This window comes from Streptomyces sp. NBC_00045 (assembly GCF_045041095.1).
Taxonomy (GTDB): domain Bacteria; phylum Actinomycetota; class Actinomycetes; order Streptomycetales; family Streptomycetaceae; genus Streptomyces.
The window spans coordinates 195,302-216,316 of sequence record NZ_CP108271.1; the positions used below are offsets into that span (position 1 = coordinate 195,302).

Sequence of the window (21,015 nt, forward strand, 5' to 3'; positions counted from 1 at the left end):
CCCATGACCGAACCGAACCCGACAGCCGGCCGCCCGCCCGGGGAACCGCCGCCGGGCCGCCCGCCCGGAGAGCTGCCCCTGCGACTGGCCGCGCTCAGCGTCGGAGCCCGCGGCCTGCTGGCCGTGGCGTCCTGGCTCGAAGGCGACCCGATCCCCCTCGACCTGCTCTCCGGCCCCGCCGGCCCACCGGACCCTGCCGAGCTGTCCTCCCTCGCCGCGGCCGGGCTGCTCGAATCCCGGCCGGACGGCCGCCTCACGCTTCCTGAGGCCACCCGACGGGAGATCCACGACGCTCTCGGCGGCGAGGGCCGCGACCTGGCCCTCGGCATCCTCCGGAGCCACCTGGGCGCACCCGGCTCCCCCGGGGAAACCGCACGCTGCCTGCACCTGCTGCCCCACCTCACCCGGTGGACCGCCTTGACCCGCCCCGAGGACGACACTCCGGACGGAGCCACCTTCCTCGGCCGGGCCGTCGTACTGCTGCTCAACAACCAAATGGGATCGGCCGCCCTCCCTCTGGCCGAGCGGGTCGCCCGAACCGCCGAGATGCACATGGGACCGGATTCGCCCAAAACCCTGTCGGTACGGGCCAACCTGGCCTCCGTGTACGACCAGGCCGGCGAACACCGCAGAGGCGCAAGACTGTTGGAGAAGGTCATCGCGGCCCGCACCGCGCAGCTCGGCCCGGACCACCCCGACGTGTGGGCGGCCTGGAACAACCTCGGCGGCATCCGCCTGACCCTCGGCGAGTACGAGAAGGCCACGCGGATCGTGGAGGGTGTCGTCGCCCACCGCACCAAGGTGCTCGGGCCCGCCCACCGGCTCACTCTGATGGCCCGCAACAACCTCGCCGTCATCGCCCGGCGAGCAGGGCGCCGCGACGAGGCCGTCGCCCTGTGGGAGGCGGTGCTTCCCGAGTTCGAGGCCGCCCTCGGTCAGGACGACACGGACACCATCGTGGTGCGCGCCACCCTCTTCCGGGCCCGCAGGGACCGCGACGACACGGACCGGACCGCCGACCTCGCGGAGGTCGAGGAGCGGATCGCCCGGTTCGCCGTCTCGTCCCACGAGCCCACCCAGGAAGCCGTCGCCGCGCTCGTCGAACGCGCCACGGCCCTGCGCGACCAGGGCCGCCACGACGAGGCCGTCACCGCCTTCCGGGAGGCCGTCGAACGGGGCCGGGCCGCCCTGGGCCCCGGACATCCGCTCATGGTCTCCGCCGGCTACCGGATGGCGTACGCGCTGGAGGCGGGAGGAGATGCCGACGCGGCCCTGGCGGCGGCCGAGGAAGCCCTGGCGGAGGCGGACCGCAGCCTCGGGCGCACCCACTACGAAACCCTGATGGCCGCCGTGAGCGTACTCTCGCTGCTCCTGCGGCAGGAGCGCCTGAGTGATCACCAGGAGCTGCTGGAGACGCGCCTGTCGGACATCATCGAAGGTCTGGGCTTCGGACATCCGCTGGTCCGGGCACTGGCCGCGCACCGTGCGTCACTGGCACTCAACCGTCCCGACTGGTCGTGACCGCGACCGCACCCACGGGGCTGGGCACGGGGCTTCGGGGGCTCGCCGCGGACCACCGGGGACCACCGGGCAGCGGCTCAGTCGGCTTTCGCGCGGATCCGGCACAGTTCGGCGAGCTGTTCCCAAGCCGGTACGGGCTTGCCGGTCCGGGCCGCCATGAGGGTGACGGCGACGAGGGCGACGAGCGCGAGGACCGGCTCGGCGCCGTCCGAGCCCGGTGACTTGAGCCCGCCGAAGGCATTGACCTCGTCCGCGAGCGCCTCCGGTCGCGGATCGTGCAGGTGACGACCACGGGGCGGTCAGGGCGTGGTCGGTGAACAACTGCCCCAGGAGGGGGCGCGCCGCTCCGCGTGGGGGCGTTGCAACAGCTCCTGGCCGTCGATCTGCAAGACGCCGAACGCGACGGAGTAGGCCGGCCACCGGGCGGCCAGGCCGGCGGCGGCCCGGCGCTGCAACGCCTCGAACGAGAGCCGGCCCGCATTCGCGTCCCAGACGAGCAGTTCGCCATCGAGGACCAGGCCGTGCGGCAACTGTTGCTCGGCGGCCGCCACCAGGTCCTGCCACCGGTCCTGGACCAACGCCCCGCGCCGGGTCTGCACCAGCACCCGCCCGCCAGCGCCGGTCGAGGTGAACAGCAGCGCCCGGTGGCCGTCCAGCTTTTGCTCGTAGGCCACCCCGGCGCGCAGCGCGGCCGGGCCCGGCACGGATTCCGCGGCCTGCGCCAGCATCGGCTCAACCGGTGGTCTGAGCACCATCTGCGGAGCCCTCCTTCACGGCTTGTCCCTCGTCCAGGGGCGGCTGGGCCAGCTCCACACAGCTCGGCGAGGCGGCCGTGGATCATCCGTCCGAGGGGCCTGGCGGGATCGTCAGGACCGGTGCCGGGTCCGGATGCGACACGGTGGCGGCAAGCGCCGCTGCTCCCTGCCTCTGCTCCTCGCCGCCCTGCTCGCAGCGCCCGGATGCGTCACCGTCCACCCCGCGCCTACCCAGCTCGCCGCTGCCTCCCCCGCCGCGGTCCCGGCCGACCGTTGAGCCGTAGTTCTGTGGCGAACGTGTGGAAGGCTTCGACGCCTGCACCAGAGAGGGCGGCACCATGTGCGAAGGCTACGGTGCGCACCTCTGCCGGGAGTTTGCCGAGGCTGCCGGACCGCAGGGACGGGTCGGCGGCCAGGGCCGGGGGGCCGAGGGCGAGGCGGCCGCGGTGGAAGACCGCGTCGCCCATGAGGGCGGTGCGGGTGGGCTCGTGCCACAGTGCGACGTGGCCCGGCGAGTGACCGGGGGTGTGCAGAACGCGCAGGCCGTCCGAGCCCTCCACCACGTCGCCGTCGCCGAGCGTTCCGTCGGCCGTGACGGGCGTCCAGTGCAGCTTGGGTAGCTGGTCGAGAAGGCGCCCGGCGATACCTGAACGGCCCTCGGCCGGGACGCGGCCGGCTTCCAGCCAGGGTCGGTCGGCGGCGTGGACGAGGACCTGCGCACCGGTGCGGCGGCGGAGTTCGGACAGGCCTTGGACGTGGTCGGGGTGGGCATGGGTGAGCACGACGCGGCGAATGTCCGTGGGCTTCCGGCCCATTTCCGCCACCGCGTTCAAGATGGCCGCCGGGGCCTTGGCCCAGCCGACGTCGACGAGGGTGAATCCGTCGTCCCCGTCGATGAGGAAGGCGTTATCGCGTGCGCTCGTGGCGACCTCGGTGACGCCGGGGGCGATGTGTTGGTACATGGATGCCGTCCTGGGGTGTGGTGAGTGGTCTGCGGGCGGCGCGATGTGCGTCGCCGGCAGATGGGGAGGGCGTTGGCGTGGGCGGCAGGCGGTGATGTCGTCCGGGGTGACTATGGGCATCGCGCGGGGAGCGACCACGTGGGTGCTGCGAACATGCCGACGTCGCTGACAGCGGTGGGCTCGACCAGGCGGCCGCCGATGCCGGTGCCGTGGAGGTTCACGGCCAGGGGACCGATCCTTTTGGAGGTGTGGGCCAGCGGTTCCCCGAACGCAGACAGGCTGGCGTGGGGGACGTTGGTGGCGGAGGGCGCCGCCGCCTCGGCCAGGTGTGCGATCCGGTGCGGGTGAGCGGGGTCGCCAGTGTACGCGTCCGCCCCGTACCGGACGGCGCGTTCCCCGAGATCGGGGGGTCGGGCCCGGTGAGCAAAGAGGTGGGCTCGTGCTCGGGCGAGGCGTCCGCCAGGGTGCGGCCGATCCCGCCCGTGGTGCCGTTCGGTAGAACGGTTGATCCGGGCGATGGGCACGGGCATCAGCCTCCGGAAGGGAGGGGTACGTAGCCCTCCCGCGCGAGCTTGGGCAGGATGCCGCCGGCGGACAGGATGTCCAGGACCAGGGGTGGCAGCGCGCCGCCGTGCAGGCGCAGGCCGGACCCGGCGTGCTCGGTCCAGCCCTCGGCGAAGTCCAGACGCATGGTGTCGCCGTCGGTGAAGACGGCCGTCGCACCGGGGACCGTCAGGGCGGGCAGGCCGTGGTTGATGCAGTTGCGCAGGAACAGCGAGTTGAACTCCTCGGCCACCAGCGCGGCCACACCCAGTTCGCGAAAGAGCGCGGCGACGGGACGGGAGGACCCGAGGCCGAAGTTGCGTCCGGCGACCACGATGTCGCCCGGGACCACTTGGTTGGTCCAGCCGGGACGCAGCTCGTAGAAAACGTGCCGCGCGGCTTCGGGTAGGGGAAGTTTCATGGCGAAGGCCGGGTACATGGCGTCGGTGGTGACGGAGTCGCCGACCACCCACACCCTGCCCGTGATGAGCGTGTCCATCAGCGCTGTTCCCCTCGCGGGTCGGTGACGTGGCCAGTCAGTGCGGAGGCGGCGACCGTGGCCGGTGAAGCCATGTAGATCTCCGCCTCGGGGCTGCCCATGCGGCCGGTGAAGTTGCGGGTGGAGGACGTCAGGCAGACCTCGCCGGGGGCGAGCAGGCCCATGTGGTAGCCGAAGCAGGCCCCGCAGGTGGAGTTGGTGACCACTGCGCCGGCATCAGCGAGGTCCTGGAGGTATCCGGCGCGCATCGCGTCGCGGTAGACCTGCTGAGAGGCGGGGGTGATCAGGAGGCGGACGCCGGGGGCGACCTTGCGGCCTCGTACGGTTTCGGCGGCGATCCGAAGGTCTTCCAGCTGGCCGTTGGCGCAGGAGCCGATGAAGCACTGGTTGACCGGCCGTTTTTCTATTGCCGAGATCGGCAGCGCGTTGTGGCTGACGGTGCCGGGGCGGGCGACGTGGGGTTCGAGTGCGGAGAGGTCGATGGTGCGCACGGCGGCGTAGGCGGCGTCGGGGTCCGGATCGGCGGCCGTGCAAGTGTCCGGGGCGGCGCCGTGGTCGGCGAGGAAGGCGCGGGCCAGGTCGTCGATGGGGAAGGTGGAGAAGTCGGCGGAGATCTCGGCGCCCTGGGTGGCGATCGTGCGCCGGTCGTTCATCGGGATCGAGGCGAGGCCGGGACCGCCGTACTCCAGGTTGTGGTTGGTCGCGTCGCCGTAGGTGCCGGCGATGTAGAGGAAGATGTCCTTGCCGGAGACGGCTGTGGGCTTGGTGCCGGTGAACTCGTAGCGGATGGTGGGTGCGGCATGGAACCAGGTCCTGCCGGTGCACAGGATCGAGTAGACCTCCGCCGGACCCAGTCCCCTGGCGGCTGTGTTGTAGGCGCCGGCCGCGCAGGTGTGGGAGTCGGTGCAGGCGAGGATCTCGCCGGGGCGGGCCAGCCCGTTCTCGGCTATGACCTGGTGGCAGATTCCGTGGCGGCCCACGTCGTAGAACTTCTCTATGCGGAAGTCCCGGGCGAAGGAGCGGGCGCGGGTGCCGCCGATGGCGTCGTGGACGTTGGGGGCGGGGACGGCGTGGTCCATGACGACGGCGACCCGGTCCGGGTCGTTGATCTTCAGGGGCTGGACCCAGCCGGTGGCGAACTGGAGGTCGATCACGACGGTCATGTCGACCTCGCACACGACGGTGTCGCCGGGGCTCACGTGCTCCGCGCCGGCTTTGCGGGCGAGGATCTTCTCGATCATGGTCATACCCATCAGGCATCGTCCTTCGTGTCGCGGTAGCGCTCGCCGATCGCGGACCAGTCACGCAGACCGACGAGTTCGAACAGGCCCTGCGGGCCGGGCGCGGCCTCGGCGGCGGTGCCGCCGAGCCGCTCCAGGGCGTCGAGTCCGTGCAGGACATAGGGGGCGAGCAGGGCGCCGGGATGGATGGCGATCCGGAATCCGAGGGCCGCGAGCTCGTCCGGCGCGGTGTCGGGAGTGAGGCCGCCCTGCACCATGTTGATCAGGAGCGGGGCATCGACGGATGCGGCGATCTTCTCGATCTCCGCCACGGTCTGCGGGGCCTCCACGAAGACGAGGTCGGCGCCCGCGGCGGCGTAGCGGCCCGCGCGGTCGATGGCCTCGTCGATGCCCAGCGGTCCGCGGGCATCGGTGCGGGCGATGACCACCAGGTCCTCGTCGGTGCGGGCCTGGAGCGCGGCGTCGAGCTTCTCGGTGAACTCGCGGGCGCTGACGAGTTCCTTGTCCGGCAGGTGGCCGCACTTCTTGGGGAACGCCTGGTCCTCCAGATGGAGGGCAGCGACCCCGGCTCTCTCGTACTCGCGTACGGTGCGGGCCACGTTCATCGGGGCGCCGTAGCCCGTGTCCGCGTCCGCGATCAGCGGGATGCCGTCGAGGGCGGTGGCCACGGTCCGGGCGCGGTCGGCCATCTCGGTCTGGGTGAGCAGGCCGATGTCGGGCAGGCCGAAACCGGCGACCGCCACGCCCGCGCCGCTGAGGTAGGCGGCGCTGAATCCGGTGCGGGCGACCAACTGGGCGGAGAGTCCGTCGAACACGCCCGGGGCGACGATCAGGCTCCGCCGGGCGAGCAGCGAGCGCAGCCGGGCGCCCGGTGTGGTGGGACTCGGACTGTGCTGCCGGGATGGGGGCATGGGGATTCCTCCTGGTCGGGGCCTTCATGCAGGGTGTTCGGGCAGACGTGCTCGGGCAGAGGCGTTCGAGGGGATTCAGTCGAGGGCGCCGCGCACCGGGGCCGCGAGCAGGTCCAGCAGGCGGCCCAGATCCGGCAGGTTCTCCAGGTCGAGAACCTCGCGCTCGATCTGTTCGGCCCGGTCCGCGTCCATGACCCGGCCCGTCAGGACCCGGTACTTCTCACGGATCTCGGCATTGGTGAGCGGGTCGTCGGGCCCGCCGTGAGGTTGGTTCAGGGCCCGGGTGAAGATCTCGCCGCCGCGCAGGGCAACGGTGATGCGGGTGTTGTAGCCGGGCCGGTCCCAGCCCGGCTCCTGCTGCTCGTCGACCTGTAGCACTTCGGTGCGGCCGATCAGCTGCCAGACGTCGTCCCCGTCGATTCGGGCAGGCGTGAACTGTTCCGGCCGCACCTGGCCGTCCAAAAGGGCGACCGCGGTCGCGTAGGCGATGTTCATCTGAGCACCGACGGTGCTCAGCGGCCGCTCGGGGGTCCACCAGCCATGGTGGAAGATCGCCCTCGGGACTTCGATGCGAACGGCCTCGACCTCGTCGGGAGTCAGCCCGCCCCGCCGCGCGGCCAGCTCCGAGGCCGCGTCGATGGCGGGGTGCAGGCCGCCCATCGCCGCATGGAGCTTCACGGTGATCCGCTCGGTGTTCCACGTCTCCCCCAGCCCCTCGGTGATCTGGGTCGCATCGGGTTCGTGCCCCTCGCCGAACGTGGACAAGAACCCGCCGTAGGGCCGCTCGAAGACCCGTTTGATACCCGTGTATCCGGCCTGGGCGAGCCCTGCGGCGTAGAAGCCGTTGCGAGCGGCCAGCCCGTGGTGCATCCGCTTGGACATGGCCTCGTACTGTGCGGCCATCAGGCCCGCCGACTGGGTGGCGGCCAGGCCGAGTGCGTCCTCGAAGGCGGCGGCGTCCAGGCCGCGCAGGGCGCCCGCGGCGGCCGCTGCCGCGTGTGTGCCGAAGACCGGTCCGGAGTGCCAGCCGCGGGTCAGCATCTCGGGGCCGTGGAGCGCCGTGCCGACCCGGGTGCCGGTCTCGAAGCCGAGGATCACCGCCCGCAGGAACTGTGCACCGGTGACCGGCGGCAGCTGCGAGGCGGTGGAGAGCAGCGCGGGCAACACCAGCGAGGTGCTGTGCAACGGGGCGGGCGCGTAGTAGTCGTCGAGCTCGAAGCCCTGGATGAACGTGCCGTTCAGCACGGCGGCCGCCGGGCCACTCGTGACACGTCCCCATCCGATCACCGGGACTTCTCCGGTGCCTTCGAGGTCCAAGACCGCGTGGACGGCAGTACGCGACCAGGGAAGCTGTGCGCCGATCAGCGCACAGGCCAGGCCGTCGAGGACCAGGTGCGCCGCCCGTTGCCTGACCGGAGAGGGGATCTGAGCGAGCGTGGTGCCGGCAAGCCAGGTGGCCAGCTGTCCGGTGGGCCCCTCGGGGTCGGTGGGTTGGCAGGGGGTCGTCGGCAACGGTGCGGGCACCGCGCTCACCTCCTATTTCGTGGGCGCATGGCCCGAAGCGGCGGATGAGACAGCGGTCCGGTCTGTCTGCGACCGGACCGCTCGATATTAGAATTTATAACATCTAGTTTCGTCGGATGCACGGGTATGATGCCGGGATGGCACTGAAGCGAACCTCTCTCCCGCGAACCGCCGAGGCCGTGGCCCTGGCGGAACTCCGGGACGCGATCGTCCGCGGCGACCTGGCCCCCGGCGCCCCCATCCGCCAGAGCACGGCCGCCGAGGAACTGGGGCTGAGCGTCATCCCCGTACGCGAAGCCCTGAAGACCCTCGCGGGAGAGGGGATCGTCACGTACGTCCCGCAGCGCGGCTACACCGTCACCCAGCTCACCCCCCAGAGCGTGGACGACATCTTCCGGATGAGAGAGCTCTTGGAGACCGAGGCCGAGGCGAACGCGGCCTCCCGGATCCGACCCGAGGACATCGCCGCCATGCACGCGGCCGTGGAGGCACAGCGCGCGGCCGCCGCCGTGACGGACGTACCGGGCGTGATCGCCGCCAACCGCAGCTTCCACTTCGTCCTGTTCGACCGGTGCGACAACGAGTGGCTACTGCGCTGCATCACACAGCTGTGGGAGGCCCTGGAACCGCACCGCGCCCTGTCCTACCGCCGCGCCGCGGCCGCCGGCGACCTGGCACGGTCCGGCGCGATCCTCGCCGAGCACGACGCCGTGGTCACCGCCCTGGAGCAGGGCAAGACCCCTCACGCGCTGCAGCTGCTGGCCGCACACCGCGCAGGCGGGCACTCCGACTACCACCGGCTGCTGCGCACCGCCGAACAGCCCGGATAGCGAAGGCCGTTCCCGAACCGCCGCCGAACACCCCCGCCAAGCCTCCCAGCCGTTCTCGTGAACATCACCTATTCACGCGAGGGCGCGACTCCCGATACACCAGGGCGTGGACCAGCTCCGTGACCGGTACCTGGGGGTGGGGGCCGGTGACCGCCTTGACCTGGGTGTCTTCCGGCACCCGCTCACGTTTCAGCCGGACGCCCCGAGACCATCATCGAACGCGACCGGGCCAGACCCTGACGAGTGTCGTGGGAGATCCCAATTTCGACTCCCCGGGTCAGGTCGCGGTGGGGATGTAGCGGGCTGCTACGAGCTTGGCCATTGTCCGAAGTCTCGCAAAGTAGGAGGCGCAGTACTGTGAGTTGATCAGAGTCACGACCTTGTCGAGGTCGGCGATGCAAGCCCAGAGGATGGCTATGCCGCTGTCGTCGAGCCCACCGTTCAGCTCTCTCTGGACGAGACCTGCGACGTCGGCGTCCAAGAGGATCAGCTCCACCCCCTCAACGTCAATGCCGCGGAAGCTGTCCGGGTACAGGGCGCGCCGGTGTTCCTCCCACAGCCGGGCGAGTCGGTCTTCAGGCTGCGCTCCACTCATGTCGACAGCTGCCACGTCTGCCTCAGATGGTGGGCGAAGGAGCAGGGAATGCGTGACGGCAACGGTGGCGAACTCGTACCGGTAGTAGGAGTGCCGGATGAGCTCGCGGGACGTTTCCATCGTGCTCATGACGTACATCGACGCATAGCCGGGCAGAACCAGGTCGGCCACCAAGGCGTCCATGCCCGCACAGTCGAGAACGACGTCGCGGGCACGCGGGTCCGGTACTGGCAGAGGGAGCGGGCCGGGCAACGGCGGCAGGGTGTTCACCAGCGCGGTCTCGTCGTCTGAAGGCTCTCGGTGCCAACGGATTTGCTCGGAGCGGTTGGCGACCCGGTGCCGCACGCCACTGGCCCGGTCCGACCTTAAAGCACGAGTTCAACCTCGTCGCGTACCTGCGTTTCGCGTCAGTCTACAAAGCGTTCGACGCCCTTGAAGACTTCGAGACGCACTGGAGACGGGGCTTGCGGGGCTAACTCGCGCGCGGCGCGTAGTCGTTCGTCTGGTCGTAGGGCAGGACGTACGTGTCCTCCGGGGCGACGCGATCACCTTTCGCCTCACGCACGCCCCATGAAACTGGTGCAGTGGGGTTTTTGAGCATGGGGAGTATTCCTTCGGCCAGGTTCTGTCCGGGCGGACCACGTGACGCATCACGTTGAGCCGTTGTTCGGGTCGTGGGGCGGGCGGTCTGACCGGCATCAGGCAGATAAAGCGGTGGTCGCCTGCCCGGCCTCCCTGCCACCATCTGGGTGTGACCACGTTGTTCCTGATGGTCGGCCTGCCAGGGGCCGGAAAGACCACGAGGGCTCGGCAGCTCGCCGATGAGCACGGCGCGCTGCGCCTGACACCCGACGACTGGATGATTCCCCTGTTCCGTGAGGCGGAGGCGGACGGGAAGCGCGACGTGTTGGAGGGGCGCATGCTCTGGCTCGCCTTGGAGGCAGTCAAGCTGGGCACCAACGTTGTGGTGGACTACGGCTGTTGGTCCCGTGACGAACGGTCCGCGATCCGGTGGCTGGCGCAGGCCGAGGGCGCGTCCTTCCGCATGCTCTACCTGCCGGTGGACGATCGGACCCAACGCGCCCGGATCGCCCATCGCTGGGCAACCACCCCCGAGGAGACCTTCCCGATGACCGAGGCCGACATCCTGAACGGGCGGGCGCACTTCGAGGAGCCCGACGCGGCGGAGTTGGGAGGCAGCGAGGTCGCCGGCCCGCCCTCCGGCTGGGCGGGCTGGCGAGAGTGGGCCGCCTACCGCTGGCCGTCGTTCGCGTGACTGTTCGGCCCGACATGGTATGGGACGGGCCCTTTGTTCATGTCCCGTGACGCTCCAAACCCCATGTGGTTCAGGGGATGATGCGACCGATGTCGTTGTCTCGCTGATGGATCTCCTCAAGCTCACCCCAGGGTGGCGGACCACCCAAACGCCAGGGGACTTGCTTCGTGTCTGACGCGTGGATCGATCGCCTGGCGGCGTTGACGAACTCCCGTTGTGCAGCGTCGAGTTTCGTATGAATCTGACGAAGTATCGTCATGTCCTTTGACTCTCCGAACGGGAAGGCACTGAACTCTCCTACAACTCCCGCGAGTTGCTCCGCAGCAATCCCCACATCGGTGTCGGCTACCAGGCTGACCGACACCAAGGCGGCGTTCCACTCCTCCCAGTCGATCCCCACGGGCTCGCGCTGCTCCCAGTACGCGTGGCGCAGGCCGATCTCGACCGCGCCGAAGCTCTGGAGAAGGCGCTCGTACGCCGCGATCTTCCGATCGCGTATCCACTGCCCGGATTCATTGCGGCGCCCGGCCCTGGTGCCTACGAGGATGCCCAGGATTGTCGCGGCCGCTCCGCTGGCGGTGGATATGAGGGTTCCCCAAGGGAGATTCATGATATTCCTGCCCTTCAGTCGGACGTCCAGCCAAGGCTCAGTCGAGGCTTCTGTCAGGTCGGGTGTAGAAGGACTCGACGCCCCGCCAGGGCGAGGGGCCGCCCAGTGATCGGTCCAGGCGCCGTTGGGACGGGGCGAGGGAACAGCGGGCCGCATTGACGAAGCTCAGGTGGGCCTCGCCCAGCGCGGTATGAATCGGCCGCAGTTCTTCGAGGTCGGTCGGCTGACGACCATGGAAGAGGATGGTGAAGTCCTCCAGGATCTCGCAGACCCGCTCGGCTGCTGCGCTGGTCGCCGGATCGGCAACGAGGCTGACCGAGTGCTGGGCGGCCACGAACGGCACCCAGTCGACGGCGGGCCTGCGCTCGTCGAGGAACGCCTCGCGCAGCTCCGCCTCCACGGCCCCGAACGCCTGCAGGAACTTCTCGTAGGCGGTGGTCTGCGTCCCCTGCAGCCATTGCTGGTTCTGGCCGCGGCGCCCGACGACACCGCCGGCGATGACGCCGACGACCGTTGCGGTGACACCACCTGCGGTGGATATCAGCAGATCCCATGAGACAGTCAAGCCAGGTCTCCTCACGATGGATGAGCAGGGCGCCCCGGGCAGCCCCGCGCTGAACGAAGCCAACGGAATGAACGTCAATTCTTGCCCAGTGTCGATGAGATGGACGCTCGTAGTCTTCTATTTGGCCCTCCAGAGACGCCGCCGGGTTGTGGTGCAGGGCGTTCATGGCTGAGCTGGTTGCGTGGCAGCGGTCAGGTCGGTGGCCCTCGCGGTGAGGTAGGTGCTCCAGTCGCGTTGCGCGTGGCGGGCCCACTTCAGTGCAGTGTGGATGTGAATGTCGAGGAGGTCGGCCAGTACCGGTGCGGGTAGCTCGGTGGCGAGGGCGATGAGGGCTGCGGTGCGGGCGGGTCTGGTGTGGATGCCCTGGCGCGCGAGCCGGTCGTTGAACGCTTTGCGGCTGAGTGGACGGCCGGGAACGACGCCGGGGAACAGCCACGGCAGCTGACCGGTGAGGTTTCGCAGCCAGGTGTCCAGCCGGTTTTGGTCGAGGCCGGCCAGGTCGAGGTGGTGGGCGTCGAGCCAGTCCAGGAACTCCAGGATCAGCCGAACGCGGCGGCGGATCCGTTGGGCCGTGGAGGTGGCGTGCAGGCGGTCGCCGGCTTGGCGGCGGGCTCGGCGGAGAAGTACCCAGGTGATGAACGGGCGGAGGAGGTGGCCGTGGTGCGGGGGCTGTTCGGCGAGCCGGGTGTCGAGCCAGGCGGGGATACGTTCGAGGTCGTCGTTGCGGGGCGGTAGGACGCCGGTGGCGATCAGTGTGCGGCGAAGGTAGCGCTCGGCGTGTCCGGGAGGAAGTTCGTCCAGCAGGTCGTGGCTGATCGGCTGATCGGCAGAGGCGAGGCCGACCCGGAGCGGCTCTCGGAGAGCCAGCGCAAGGCGTTGGCCCCCTCGGTCGTATCTGTCAAGGCGTTGTTCAGAGGCGCGAGTTGTGGGTTCTGGGATCCGTCCGGCCGAGCAAGGCGGTCGCGCAGACGGTGGTCAAGAACGCAACGCAGGCACTGGCCACCGGCGTAGGCACCTTCTTCGCTGCCGCAGTTGGTGCAGCGGTAGCTGGTGTAGGCTCCGGCGCACGGTCCGCAGATCGCCGTCTCCCCGGTGCCCGGGAGGTGGGCAGCACCGACGAGAGGGCGGCGGATTCCGCACTGCGGGCAGGGCTCCGGTCTGGTGCGGATGCGCTGGTAGCAGGGGGTACAGACCAGCCCCATGGGCCAGTTGGCTGCTACCGGCCGTGCTCGGCGGCAGCGGGTGCAGGTCCGCTCGGGAAGGGGCCGGCAGGCCCAGCACGTCATGGAGCCGCCTCGCTCCCGGTAGCACGGGCGTTGTCGGCCGCAGACCGCGCAGGGCGCCTCGACGGTGGGGCGCCGGTAGCAGCGGTAGCAGATTCCTCCTTCTCCTTCGGCGGAGCGATCGGCGCGGCGGCTGATCCTGGCAAGGTCACCGCAGCTGGTGCAGAGGTGGCGGGGCTGGCGTGTGCGCTGGTAGCAGGGCTGGCACAGTGGTCCGTCCGGACCGTTCGTCTTGGTCGGGGCCAAAGTGCCGCACGCAGAGCAGGTACGCACAGGCTGTCCCCAGCACCGTTGGCAGACCGGGCGGCTCTGCGCGTCGCGGCCCGCGGGCGGGCGCGGCCGACTGCAGCGTGCACAAGGAACCTGTACCTCTGGATCGTTGAGGTAGCACCGGTTGCAGATCCCTCCTTCGGCCCGGCGAGCCATGATCAGTGCGGTCCGACCGCATCGCGCACAGAGTTTCGGCTCGCGCTTGGGAGCGCACCGCGAGCAGACCCGGCCCTTCGGGCTGGGCAGCAGCGCGGCCACCGTCGCACCGCAGCCTGCGCAGGTCGGCAGGACGACTCGATAGCCGGCCGCGTGCAGACGATGCGCGAGACGGACCCAAGACAGAGGAAAGTCCCCGACCGGCCTGGTGGTCGCGTCCGGGCAGTGGTGCAGGAAGGCCTCAAGCTCCCCTGACCGGCCGGACTTCCAGCGCCTTCGCCTCGGCCAGCAGCCGGACTGCGTCCTCTGCTTCCAGTCCCGGTACCGTCTCGACCAGGTCGAGTACGACCCGGGCTCGCATCTGCTCCAGTGGGCGGCCAGCCATCGGTCACAGCCCGTCCGGACGGCGAATGGTCGTGCGGCGGAACGGCGGTGGCGGGGCAACCGCGCTGGCCCCGGCGCTCTTGCGCACCTCCGTTGCCGCCGCTGTGATCTCGATCAGGTCGTTCGGCGTGCAGCCGAGGACGTCGCACAGCGCGGCCAGGGTGTCCATGGACAGCCGCTGCGGAGGCTGGGTGACCAGTCGGTAGACCTGCTCGCGGGAGAGATGGACGCCCCGCTCCGCCAGCAGCGGCCCGAGCTCGGAGGTCTGGAGCATTCCCGAGTCCGCCATCAACTTCCGCAGGTGCCACTGGTATCCCATCTTCTTGATCACGCTGCTGCCATCCCCAATTCGTCGCTGTGTGCTTCCAAGGCCCGCGCCAGCAGGCGGGTCCGGAACTCGTCCGAGACCCCCGTATACAGTGCCGTCGTTGACGCCTGAGCGTGCCCGACCTGGTCCTGCACGAACCGCTCGGGATAGCCGAACTCCACCAGGTGCGTGATGTAGGAGTGACGCAGGCAGTGCAGATCGAGTTCGGCCGGCAGCCCGGCCGCCGCGCGGGCGTGCGCGAACGCCTCGTTTGCGCAGTGCCGCGAAAGGCGGCCCCGTCTCTCAGTCATCCACAGCGCCGGATGCTGGCCCGGGACGAACAACGGGCGGACCTCGTCCACCCACTGCTCCAGGACCGGCACGATCCAGTCCATCTCCGGCACGGTCAGCACAGTCCGCCGCTTCGGAGCCCCACCTCGCGACGCCTTGCCGTATCGCACGAAGACCGCGCCGAATCGACCGAAGAGCGCCGCCTTCGGGTTGTGCCGCAGGTCGGCCAGATCCAGACGGCAAGCCTCCTGACGCCGCAGGCCGTAGGCGTAGACCGCCTTCAGCAGCGCGGCATCACGCATCGCCGCCAGCGCCCCCTTGCGCCGCTTGGCCCGGATCCCCTCGACCCGGCCGTCCGCCGCGTCAAACAGCAACTGCACCTCGTCGTAGGTCAGCGGTCTCCTACGCGGGTCGCCCTCGTACTCGCTGACGTGGGCGATGCTGTTCCACTCGTGGAAGATCTGTTGGGGTGCCTGGCCGAACCGGCGCAGGCACTCGGCCGCCCAGCCATACCGGGTATCGGTGACGAACGCGCAGAACAGCCGCAGCACCACCTCGTACCCGCGGGCGGTCGACACCGCGATCGGCCGACCGGCCTCAGAGCGCAAGTAGAGGCTGACCACGCTGGTGCCCGCGATCGCCACCCGCACCAGCCTGTCGGAGCCGGTTGCCGCGAGCTCCGCGGGCATCTGGGGACCGGCCGCGGCGGAAGGGCGGGAGCTTCGGGAAGCCCTCGATGATTCGGCGGGCGCCGTGGGCACGAGCGAGGAGAAAGCCTTCTCCACATGCTCGTACGCGCGCTCGAAGGCGATGAATTCGCCGAGGGTGGGGTCCAGGACGGTGAGCAGGGCGTCGAGACGTTCCCAGGCCGTGGGCATGCCTCTGCCCATGCGCAGGACCTGTACTGCGCAGTGCTGGGCGGCGTCCGGGGTGTCGCCGAAGGCTCTGGCAGCCACGCTCCTCCCCAGCCAGCCGGGGCAAAGTGCCCTCGCATTCTTCCAGGTGCTTGAACCCATGCGCGATGTCCGTGGAGGTCCGCGCGGACTCCAGCAGGTACGGGAGTCGGAAACGCCCACCCGCACCACTACGGCCGGGTAGCAAGCGCCGGTTGCTCATCGGCCGGACCGGTCTCGGTGGCGCCGAAGGCATGGAAGAGAGCGGGAAGGTCGCGAGCGGCGGCCTTGTCGACAGCCTTGGCGTGGAGCCGGTAGCGCAGCACCGCGCGCAGTGCGGGGACCGTGAGGGTGGCCAACCCGAGGAGCAGCGCCGGGCCCTGTATCGCCGGGTAGAGGGTGGCGATCAGGCCGGCTGCCGCTGACAGGGCTCCGGTTACCAGGTTGTGGAGGATGTTCACCGTTGTACCTCGCTTTTCGCTTGTCCCAGTGGCGTCGTCTGTGGCCACGGATCGAGCGTCGGGCGGGGCGGATCGGTGCGGCAGGGGGAACGGGGGTTCCCGCGCAACCGGTAACGGCCGGGCGGAGGATGGGGGTTCGGGGTCTTTCACAGTGATGTGCACGTACGTGACAATCGTGGATCCGCCCCGCTGTCGACCGCAGTAGTGGGGCGGTCGAACAGGGGGCGCGGGGATGGATGAGCAGAGGGCGGTCGGGCCGGCGGCCGCCGCCTATGCGGCCGCGCTGCGCGCCGCGGTGAGCGGCTTCACGGCGCAAGGCGGTACGCAGAGGGAGATCGCGGTCGCCGCGCATGTCGCGCCGGCCACGCTCTCGCGCTACCTCAGCGGGGAGAGGATCGCTCCGCACGGCTTCGTCGCGAGCCTGGACGCGTTCCTGACGGAGCGCGAGCGGCCGCTGGGCGATGGTGTGCGGGAGAGGCTGGAGGGGTTGTGCGGGCGGGCCCATGAGGCCAGCCGGTCCCCGGCCGTCCAGCTGGAGCACCTCAAGCAGGAACTCGCCCGGGTCCGGGGAGAGAAACGAGCCGGTGGAGGAGAGCTGGCCGCGCTCAAGACCCACGCGGACCAGCTGGCCGGCGAACTGGAGCGGGCGCTGGAGCGGGCTCGTCGCGCCGAGACGGAACGCGGTCTCCTCGTGCGGCGCGTGGACGAGCAGGAGCAGAAGCTCCAGAGCGCCCAGAGCTACACCCGGCAGTTGCAGGCTGAGCTCACGGCACAGCACGACCAGGTCGTTCTCGTGCAGCGGGAGGTCGAAGTCCTGCGCCGCCAGAACAAGACCCTCCTCGACGAAAACACCGCCACCACGTCCAGCGAAAGGCTTGAGGGGGCCGTTCCCGCCGTGTCAACGCAGGCCGGCGAGGGGGAAGCCGAACAAAATGCCCGCCCGTCCCTGCCACCCCGGGATGTTCCCACCAGCACCTTCAAGCCCCTGAGAAGCCGTATCTCAACCGAACATGATCGTTGAGTCTTCGCTGGTCAGGAATGGTTTCGGTGGGGATGAGGGAGAGATCCCGCGTCCTGTTTCCGTCTAATCGTCGAGGTGCGCGCGGTGGCGTCGATTCTGGGTTTGCTGGAGGAGCGCGAGGCGGCTGCTCGTGTGCGGGCCGAAGAGCTTCGGGAGGCCGCGGCGTTGGCGGCTGCGGCGCTGGAGGCCGCCGAGGTCGAGCTGGAGCGGCGGGTGATCGCGCGTGAGGAACTCGTTGATGCCCTGGCCGTGTCCGCGGCCGAGACCGCCGTCATCACGGAGGACGGAGAGGAGAAGGTCGCGCCGCACGAGCCCGGCCCTGAGCCCGTGGCCGCGTCGGTGCCGGGAGCCGTGGTGCCTGCGTGGCGGGAGGGGCTGTCGGTGTCGGTCCTCTCGCCGGACAATCAGCGGATCTTGAATGTGCTCCAGGACCGGCCGGGCCCGGAGCCGGTGCGGGCCAAGGACATCGCGGAGGCGCTGGGGATCGATACGACGATGCCGGCGAAGGTCGAAGGAGTGCGCTCGAAGGCGAAACGCCTGGGCGAGCGTGGCTGGCTGCTCCTGGAGGCATCGGGGATGTTCAGTGCCGGACGGCGGCTCGTGGCCGGGCCAGCCGGCGCCCCATCCGCGTGATCATCGAGAACAGGATCATCGCCTCGCTGGTCGCGGGCAGGGTCTCGTAGTCCCTGGCCAGGCGCCTCGAATGCATCAACCAGCTCAGCGTCCTCTCTACCACCCAGCGTCGCGGTAGCACCACGAACCCCTCCATGTCGTCGGCACGTTTGACGATCTCGAGGGTGAGCGCGAGCTTCTCGCGGCACCAGTCGATCAGGCCGCCGGTGTAGCCGCTGTCGGCCCAGACCAGGGTGATGTCCCGGTGCAGGTTCCGCAGCCGGGCCATCAAGGGGAGGGCTGCCTCGCGGTCGCCAATGTTCGCGGCGGTCACCGCGACGACCAGGATCAGACCGAGACAATCTGTGATCACGTGGCGCTTCCGCCCGTTGACCCGCTTGCCTCCGTCGTAGCCGCGTGAGGCGGCGGGCACCGAGGCGGCCGCCTTCACTGACTGCGCGTCGATGATCCCCGCGCTAGGTTCCGCCTCGCGACCTTCCCGCTTTCGAACGTTCTCCCGCAGCCGGTCGTGGAACTCGGCGATCAGCTCGTTCTCGCGCCAGCGGCGGAAGAAGGCATAGACCCGGGCCCAGGCGGGGAAGTCCACCGGCATCGACCGCCAGGAGATCCCGCCCGCGACGAGGTAGCGGATCGCGTCCAGCATCTGACGGTGGCAGTAGCCCTCGGGCTGCCCGCCCCGACCCTCCAGCCAGGCCGGGACCGGCAACAGCGGGCGCACGGCCGCCCACTCCGCGTCCGTCATATCCGAGGGATACCGCCGTACCCGCTCCGGATGCTCAGCCGCGTTCCCGTACACATGCGCGAGACAATCGCACGACACCGCTGACGAGTTGAACTGGGCAGGCGCGGGCGAGTACAACAACGACAACAGGGCCTCCCGGAAGTTCTCGGATCGGTTCACCCCAGAGCTACCAAGAGGCCCTGCCTTCACGCACCGGGCCCCCATAGATCACCCGACCGGGAAGTCCGTTCGACCCCCTCGTTCCAAGATCGGTTGGGATACGACTTCGAACCAGCGGACATCTGGTCCGGGTTCCTGGCTGGAGTCTTCAGCCGGATCCCTTCACGAAACGCCCGGCGCTCAGCAGTCACGCCCCCCGTCCTCCAGATCCCGCATGCCGCTGGCATTCAGCGATCACAATCCGTCATGCCAGGTCCGAAAATCGCGGCAGCGGATTCGGGCCGTCACCGCGCCGACTACATCCCGCACACCGCCCGGTACCGCCGGTCCGCCGACACGCCAGGCGTCGTCCCATTACTCACTGTGCGCGACCCATAACATCTGGTGCGGAAATGATCCGCGCCCTCGGGCTGCAGAAGGCGAGAGAAATGATCGCGCGAAGAGACGTGCTCGTAGCCGGAGCCGCTGGCGGGGCGTCACTGGTTCTTCCAGGACCCGGTGGAGCCGTGGCACTCCCGAAGGGGACCGGGGCAGCCCCAGGGGCCGGGGCTGTCGGCACGTTCCCGGTCCCCACCCTGGACCCCACGACCATTCCGAAGTACGTCACCAACCTGGTGATCCCGCCGGTGATGCCGAAGGCCCGCCACTCGGAGCGGCACGGCATCGACACGTACGTCATCGGCGTCCGGCAGTTCAGCCAGCAGGTACTGCCTCCCACCCTGCCGTCCACCACCCTGTGGGGATACGGCTCGCTCGGGGACAACAGCACGTTCAACTACCCATCGTTCACCATCGAGGCCAAGACCGACCGGCCTGTCCGGGTCACCTGGGTGAACGATCTCGTCGACAGCCAAGGCGGTTTCCTCCCGCACTTGCTGGCGGTCGATCCCACCCTGCACTGGGCGAATCCTCCGGGTGGCAAGTCCGGGCGCGATTCCCGGCCGACGTTCACGTCGACGCCGGGTCCGTATACCGGACCCGTGCCGCTCGTCACTCACCTGCACGGTGGGCATTCCACCGAGGAGAGCGACGGCTACACCGAGGCGTGGTACTTGCCGCGCGCGAACAACATTCCCGCTGGATTCGCCACCGTGGGCTCGTTCTACGACGAGTTCCGGGAGAAGTTCGCCGATGCGCACGGCCTGAAGTGGGAGCCGGGTACGGCGACCTTCCAGTACGCCAACGACCAGCGGGCATCGACCCTCTGGTTCCACGACCACACCCTGGGGATGACCCGGCTCAACGTCTACGCCGGACCCGCCGGGTTCTACCTGCTGCGCGGCGGCGAGTGCGACCTGCCCAAGGGGGCCCTGCCCGGACCGGCGCCCGCCTTCGGCGATGCGCCGGGCACGCGGTACCACGAGATTCCCCTGGCCGTCCAGGACCGCTCGTTCAACTCGGACGGCTCGCTGTTCTACCCCACGACCCGGGAATTCTTCGACGGGTTCGCGGGTCCGTACATTCCCACCACCGATGTGTCCCCCATCTGGAACCCCGAATTCTTCGCTAACACGATGGTGGTCAACGGCCGGACATGGCCCAAGCTCGAAGTCGAACCGCGCCGCTACAGGCTGCGCTTCCTCAACGGATGCAATGCCCGGTTCCTGATTCTGAAGATCGCGGACAGTCCGACCGTCCGGCCGGCTCAGTCGGCCGTACCGTTCTGGCAGATCGGCAACGAAGGCGGGTTCCTGCCCGCACCGGTGCGGCTGGAGCGGCTGCTGTTGGCCAACGCGGAGCGGGCCGACGTCATCGTCGACTTCACCGGGATCCCGGAAGGCACCGAGCTGTACCTCATCAACGAGGGCGCGGACGAACCCTTCGGCCGGGGCGAACCAGGCGTGGCCTTCCCCGTGGCAGATCCGGCCACCACCGGGCAGGTGATGAAATTCGTGGTCGGCCCGCTGGCGAGCAAGGACAACAGCGTCCCGCCGGACCGGCTCAGGCTGCCCAGGATCAGGCCGCTCGGCTCGTCGAGCGTGACCCGTCGGCTTTCTCTCACCGAGGCGAATTCCAGCAGCCCCCTGGTGCTACCGGGAACACCCGTCCAGAACTTGCTCGGGACGCTCGACGCGGCCGGCAATCCGGTGGCACTCGCCTGGGCCGACCCGGTCACGGAGAACCCAAGGCTGAACGCGACCGAAACATGGGAGCTGCACAACTTCACTGTGGACGCCCACCCGATCCACATCCACGAGGTGGCGTTCGAGGTGGTTGACCGGCAACCGTTCAACGGGTCACCCGTTCCGCCGGAGAGCTGGGAACGCGGCTTCAAAGACACCGTGATCGCCTATCCGGGAGAAATCACCCGGGTGAAGGCCCGGTTCGACCACCCTGGCCGCTTCGTCTGGCACTGCCACATCGTCGAGCACGAGGACAACGAGATGATGCGGCCGTACCAAATCGGAGGCAGGCGTAAGCAGGACCACTGACGGGTCAGCGTTCGTGGTCTCCCACAGCAGTCAGGCCACCACGGACGGCCCTCGGCTTACCGCCCTTGCCCTCCAGCAGGCTGGCACCGGCAGCTGCGACCGCACCGCCGCCCATTCCGCGTCCGTCATGTCGGACCGGTACACCCGCTGC

At 69.6% G+C, this 21,015-nt stretch carries 20 protein-coding genes and 2 pseudogenes; 7 read left to right on the plus strand and 15 right to left on the minus strand.

Translation table 11 applies throughout. The features are described from left to right. The first annotated feature begins 3 nt into the window (after positions 1 to 3). Positions 4 to 1,521 (plus strand): tetratricopeptide repeat protein, encoded by a 1,518-nt coding sequence (locus tag OHA65_RS01120; RefSeq protein ID WP_405760774.1) that lies wholly within the window; start codon positions 4 to 6, stop codon positions 1,519 to 1,521. Between the two features lie 299 nt (positions 1,522 to 1,820). On the opposite strand, the gene OHA65_RS01125 is transcribed toward OHA65_RS01120, so the two are convergent. From OHA65_RS01125 to OHA65_RS01150, 6 genes are all read right to left on the minus strand, one after another. After that, positions 1,821 to 2,276: a hypothetical protein gene (locus OHA65_RS01125; RefSeq protein WP_327281157.1), complete on the minus strand. Its 456-nt coding sequence runs from the start codon at positions 2,274 to 2,276 to the stop codon at positions 1,821 to 1,823. A 227-nt stretch (positions 2,277 to 2,503) separates the two neighbouring features. After that, on the minus strand, positions 2,504 to 3,238 hold the full coding sequence (locus tag OHA65_RS01130; protein WP_405760779.1) for an MBL fold metallo-hydrolase: 735 nt from the start codon (positions 3,236 to 3,238) through the stop codon (positions 2,504 to 2,506). Positions 3,239 to 3,767: 529 nt separating this feature from the next. Further along, entirely contained in the window at positions 3,768 to 4,280 is a 513-nt protein-coding gene (locus OHA65_RS01135; protein WP_327281159.1) for a 3-isopropylmalate dehydratase, read from the minus strand. Next, the gene (locus tag OHA65_RS01140) at positions 4,280 to 5,533 is read right to left on the minus strand and encodes an aconitase/3-isopropylmalate dehydratase large subunit family protein (RefSeq protein ID WP_329312271.1); all 1,254 of its coding nucleotides are present in this window, start codon (positions 5,531 to 5,533) and stop codon (positions 4,280 to 4,282) included. The genes OHA65_RS01135 and OHA65_RS01140 overlap by 1 nt, the downstream gene beginning before the upstream one ends. Then, positions 5,533 to 6,432 (minus strand): oxaloacetate decarboxylase, encoded by a 900-nt coding sequence (locus OHA65_RS01145; RefSeq protein ID WP_405760782.1) that lies wholly within the window; start codon positions 6,430 to 6,432, stop codon positions 5,533 to 5,535. The genes OHA65_RS01140 and OHA65_RS01145 overlap by 1 nt, the downstream gene beginning before the upstream one ends. Positions 6,433 to 6,507: 75 nt before the next feature. Continuing rightward, a complete protein-coding gene (locus OHA65_RS01150) occupies positions 6,508 to 7,956 on the minus strand; it encodes an MmgE/PrpD family protein (protein ID WP_327281162.1) in 1,449 nt (482 codons plus the stop codon). Between the two features lie 137 nt (positions 7,957 to 8,093). Between OHA65_RS01150 and OHA65_RS01155 the strand changes: the two genes are divergently transcribed. Beyond that, positions 8,094 to 8,786: a GntR family transcriptional regulator gene (locus OHA65_RS01155; protein WP_327281163.1), complete on the plus strand. Its 693-nt coding sequence runs from the start codon at positions 8,094 to 8,096 to the stop codon at positions 8,784 to 8,786. A gap of 277 nt (positions 8,787 to 9,063) precedes the next feature. Here OHA65_RS01155 and OHA65_RS01160 read toward each other — a convergent pair whose 3' ends face one another. Beyond that, a complete protein-coding gene (locus tag OHA65_RS01160) occupies positions 9,064 to 9,564 on the minus strand; it encodes a hypothetical protein (protein ID WP_329312273.1) in 501 nt (166 codons plus the stop codon). Positions 9,565 to 9,755: 191 nt separating this feature from the next. Between OHA65_RS01160 and OHA65_RS01165 the strand changes: the two are divergent. Then, positions 9,756 to 9,857 (plus strand): annotated as a pseudogene (locus OHA65_RS01165) (transcriptional regulator NrdR); the annotation flags it as partial. 275 nt (positions 9,858 to 10,132) lie between these two features. After that, a complete protein-coding gene (locus tag OHA65_RS01170; RefSeq protein ID WP_327281165.1) occupies positions 10,133 to 10,657 on the plus strand; it encodes an ATP-binding protein in 525 nt (174 codons plus the stop codon). Positions 10,658 to 10,727: 70 nt separating this feature from the next. On the opposite strand, the gene OHA65_RS01175 is transcribed toward OHA65_RS01170, so the two are convergent. Both OHA65_RS01175 and OHA65_RS01180 read right to left on the minus strand, forming a co-directional pair. Continuing rightward, positions 10,728 to 11,267: a hypothetical protein gene (locus OHA65_RS01175; RefSeq protein WP_327281166.1), complete on the minus strand. Its 540-nt coding sequence runs from the start codon at positions 11,265 to 11,267 to the stop codon at positions 10,728 to 10,730. A 37-nt stretch (positions 11,268 to 11,304) separates the two neighbouring features. After that, entirely contained in the window at positions 11,305 to 11,832 is a 528-nt protein-coding gene (locus OHA65_RS01180; RefSeq protein ID WP_327281167.1) for a hypothetical protein, read from the minus strand. 354 nt (positions 11,833 to 12,186) lie between these two features. On the opposite strand from OHA65_RS01180, the gene OHA65_RS01185 reads away from it, so the two are divergent. Continuing rightward, positions 12,187 to 12,567 (plus strand): hypothetical protein, encoded by a 381-nt coding sequence (locus OHA65_RS01185; protein ID WP_405760788.1) that lies wholly within the window; start codon positions 12,187 to 12,189, stop codon positions 12,565 to 12,567. A gap of 1,215 nt (positions 12,568 to 13,782) precedes the next feature. On the opposite strand, the gene OHA65_RS01190 is transcribed toward OHA65_RS01185, so the two are convergent. The 4 genes from OHA65_RS01190 to OHA65_RS01205 all read right to left on the minus strand — a co-directional run bounded on the left by OHA65_RS01190 (position 13,783) and on the right by OHA65_RS01205 (position 15,877). Next, positions 13,783 to 13,926 carry a hypothetical protein gene (locus OHA65_RS01190; protein WP_405760791.1) on the minus strand — a complete coding sequence of 48 codons (144 nt, stop codon included), beginning with the start codon at positions 13,924 to 13,926 and terminating at the stop codon, positions 13,783 to 13,785. A 3-nt stretch (positions 13,927 to 13,929) separates the two neighbouring features. Further along, positions 13,930 to 14,256, minus strand: coding sequence for a helix-turn-helix transcriptional regulator (locus OHA65_RS01195; protein ID WP_327281169.1), 327 nt, complete (start codon positions 14,254 to 14,256; stop codon positions 13,930 to 13,932). Continuing rightward, entirely contained in the window at positions 14,253 to 15,479 is a 1,227-nt protein-coding gene (locus OHA65_RS01200; protein ID WP_405760794.1) for a tyrosine-type recombinase/integrase, read from the minus strand. Before OHA65_RS01200 ends, OHA65_RS01195 begins: the two co-directional genes overlap by 4 nt. Positions 15,480 to 15,607: 128 nt before the next feature. Beyond that, complete coding sequence (locus tag OHA65_RS01205) at positions 15,608 to 15,877, minus strand: hypothetical protein (RefSeq protein WP_328761145.1); 270 nt, start codon at positions 15,875 to 15,877, stop codon at positions 15,608 to 15,610. A 232-nt stretch (positions 15,878 to 16,109) separates the two neighbouring features. Here OHA65_RS01205 and OHA65_RS01210 point away from each other — a divergent pair, with 232 nt between their 5' ends. Next, a complete protein-coding gene (locus tag OHA65_RS01210; RefSeq protein WP_405760797.1) occupies positions 16,110 to 16,898 on the plus strand; it encodes a hypothetical protein in 789 nt (262 codons plus the stop codon). A 63-nt stretch (positions 16,899 to 16,961) separates the two neighbouring features. On the opposite strand, the gene OHA65_RS01215 is transcribed toward OHA65_RS01210, so the two are convergent. After that, on the minus strand, positions 16,962 to 17,207 hold the full coding sequence (locus OHA65_RS01215) for a hypothetical protein (protein ID WP_405760799.1): 246 nt from the start codon (positions 17,205 to 17,207) through the stop codon (positions 16,962 to 16,964). A 163-nt stretch (positions 17,208 to 17,370) separates the two neighbouring features. After that, positions 17,371 to 18,273, minus strand: a pseudogene (locus OHA65_RS01220) (IS5 family transposase); the annotation flags it as partial. Between the two features lie 989 nt (positions 18,274 to 19,262). On the opposite strand from OHA65_RS01220, the gene OHA65_RS01225 reads away from it, so the two are divergent. Then, positions 19,263 to 20,864 (plus strand): multicopper oxidase family protein, encoded by a 1,602-nt coding sequence (locus tag OHA65_RS01225; protein ID WP_405760802.1) that lies wholly within the window; start codon positions 19,263 to 19,265, stop codon positions 20,862 to 20,864. Positions 20,865 to 21,015 lie beyond the last annotated feature (151 nt).

Bases quoted from the DNA above. Each gene is read 5' to 3' on its own strand.
- OHA65_RS01120 (WP_405760774.1), top strand. From the start codon at position 4: ATGACCGAACCGAACCCGACAGCCGGCCGCCCGCCCGGGGAACCGCCG.
- OHA65_RS01125 (WP_327281157.1), bottom strand. From the start codon at position 2,276: ATGGTGCTCAGACCACCGGTTGAGCCGATGCTGGCGCAGGCCGCGGAA.
- OHA65_RS01130 (WP_405760779.1), bottom strand. From the start codon at position 3,238: ATGTACCAACACATCGCCCCCGGCGTCACCGAGGTCGCCACGAGCGCA.
- OHA65_RS01135 (WP_327281159.1), bottom strand. From the start codon at position 4,280: ATGGACACGCTCATCACGGGCAGGGTGTGGGTGGTCGGCGACTCCGTC.
- OHA65_RS01140 (WP_329312271.1), bottom strand. From the start codon at position 5,533: ATGGGTATGACCATGATCGAGAAGATCCTCGCCCGCAAAGCCGGCGCG.
- OHA65_RS01145 (WP_405760782.1), bottom strand. From the start codon at position 6,432: ATGCCCCCATCCCGGCAGCACAGTCCGAGTCCCACCACACCGGGCGCC.
- OHA65_RS01155 (WP_327281163.1), top strand. From the start codon at position 8,094: ATGGCACTGAAGCGAACCTCTCTCCCGCGAACCGCCGAGGCCGTGGCC.
- OHA65_RS01160 (WP_329312273.1), bottom strand. From the start codon at position 9,564: ATGGACGCCTTGGTGGCCGACCTGGTTCTGCCCGGCTATGCGTCGATG.
- OHA65_RS01175 (WP_327281166.1), bottom strand. From the start codon at position 11,267: ATGAATCTCCCTTGGGGAACCCTCATATCCACCGCCAGCGGAGCGGCC.
- OHA65_RS01190 (WP_405760791.1), bottom strand. From the start codon at position 13,926: ATGGCTGGCCGCCCACTGGAGCAGATGCGAGCCCGGGTCGTACTCGAC.
- OHA65_RS01210 (WP_405760797.1), top strand. From the start codon at position 16,110: ATGGATGAGCAGAGGGCGGTCGGGCCGGCGGCCGCCGCCTATGCGGCC.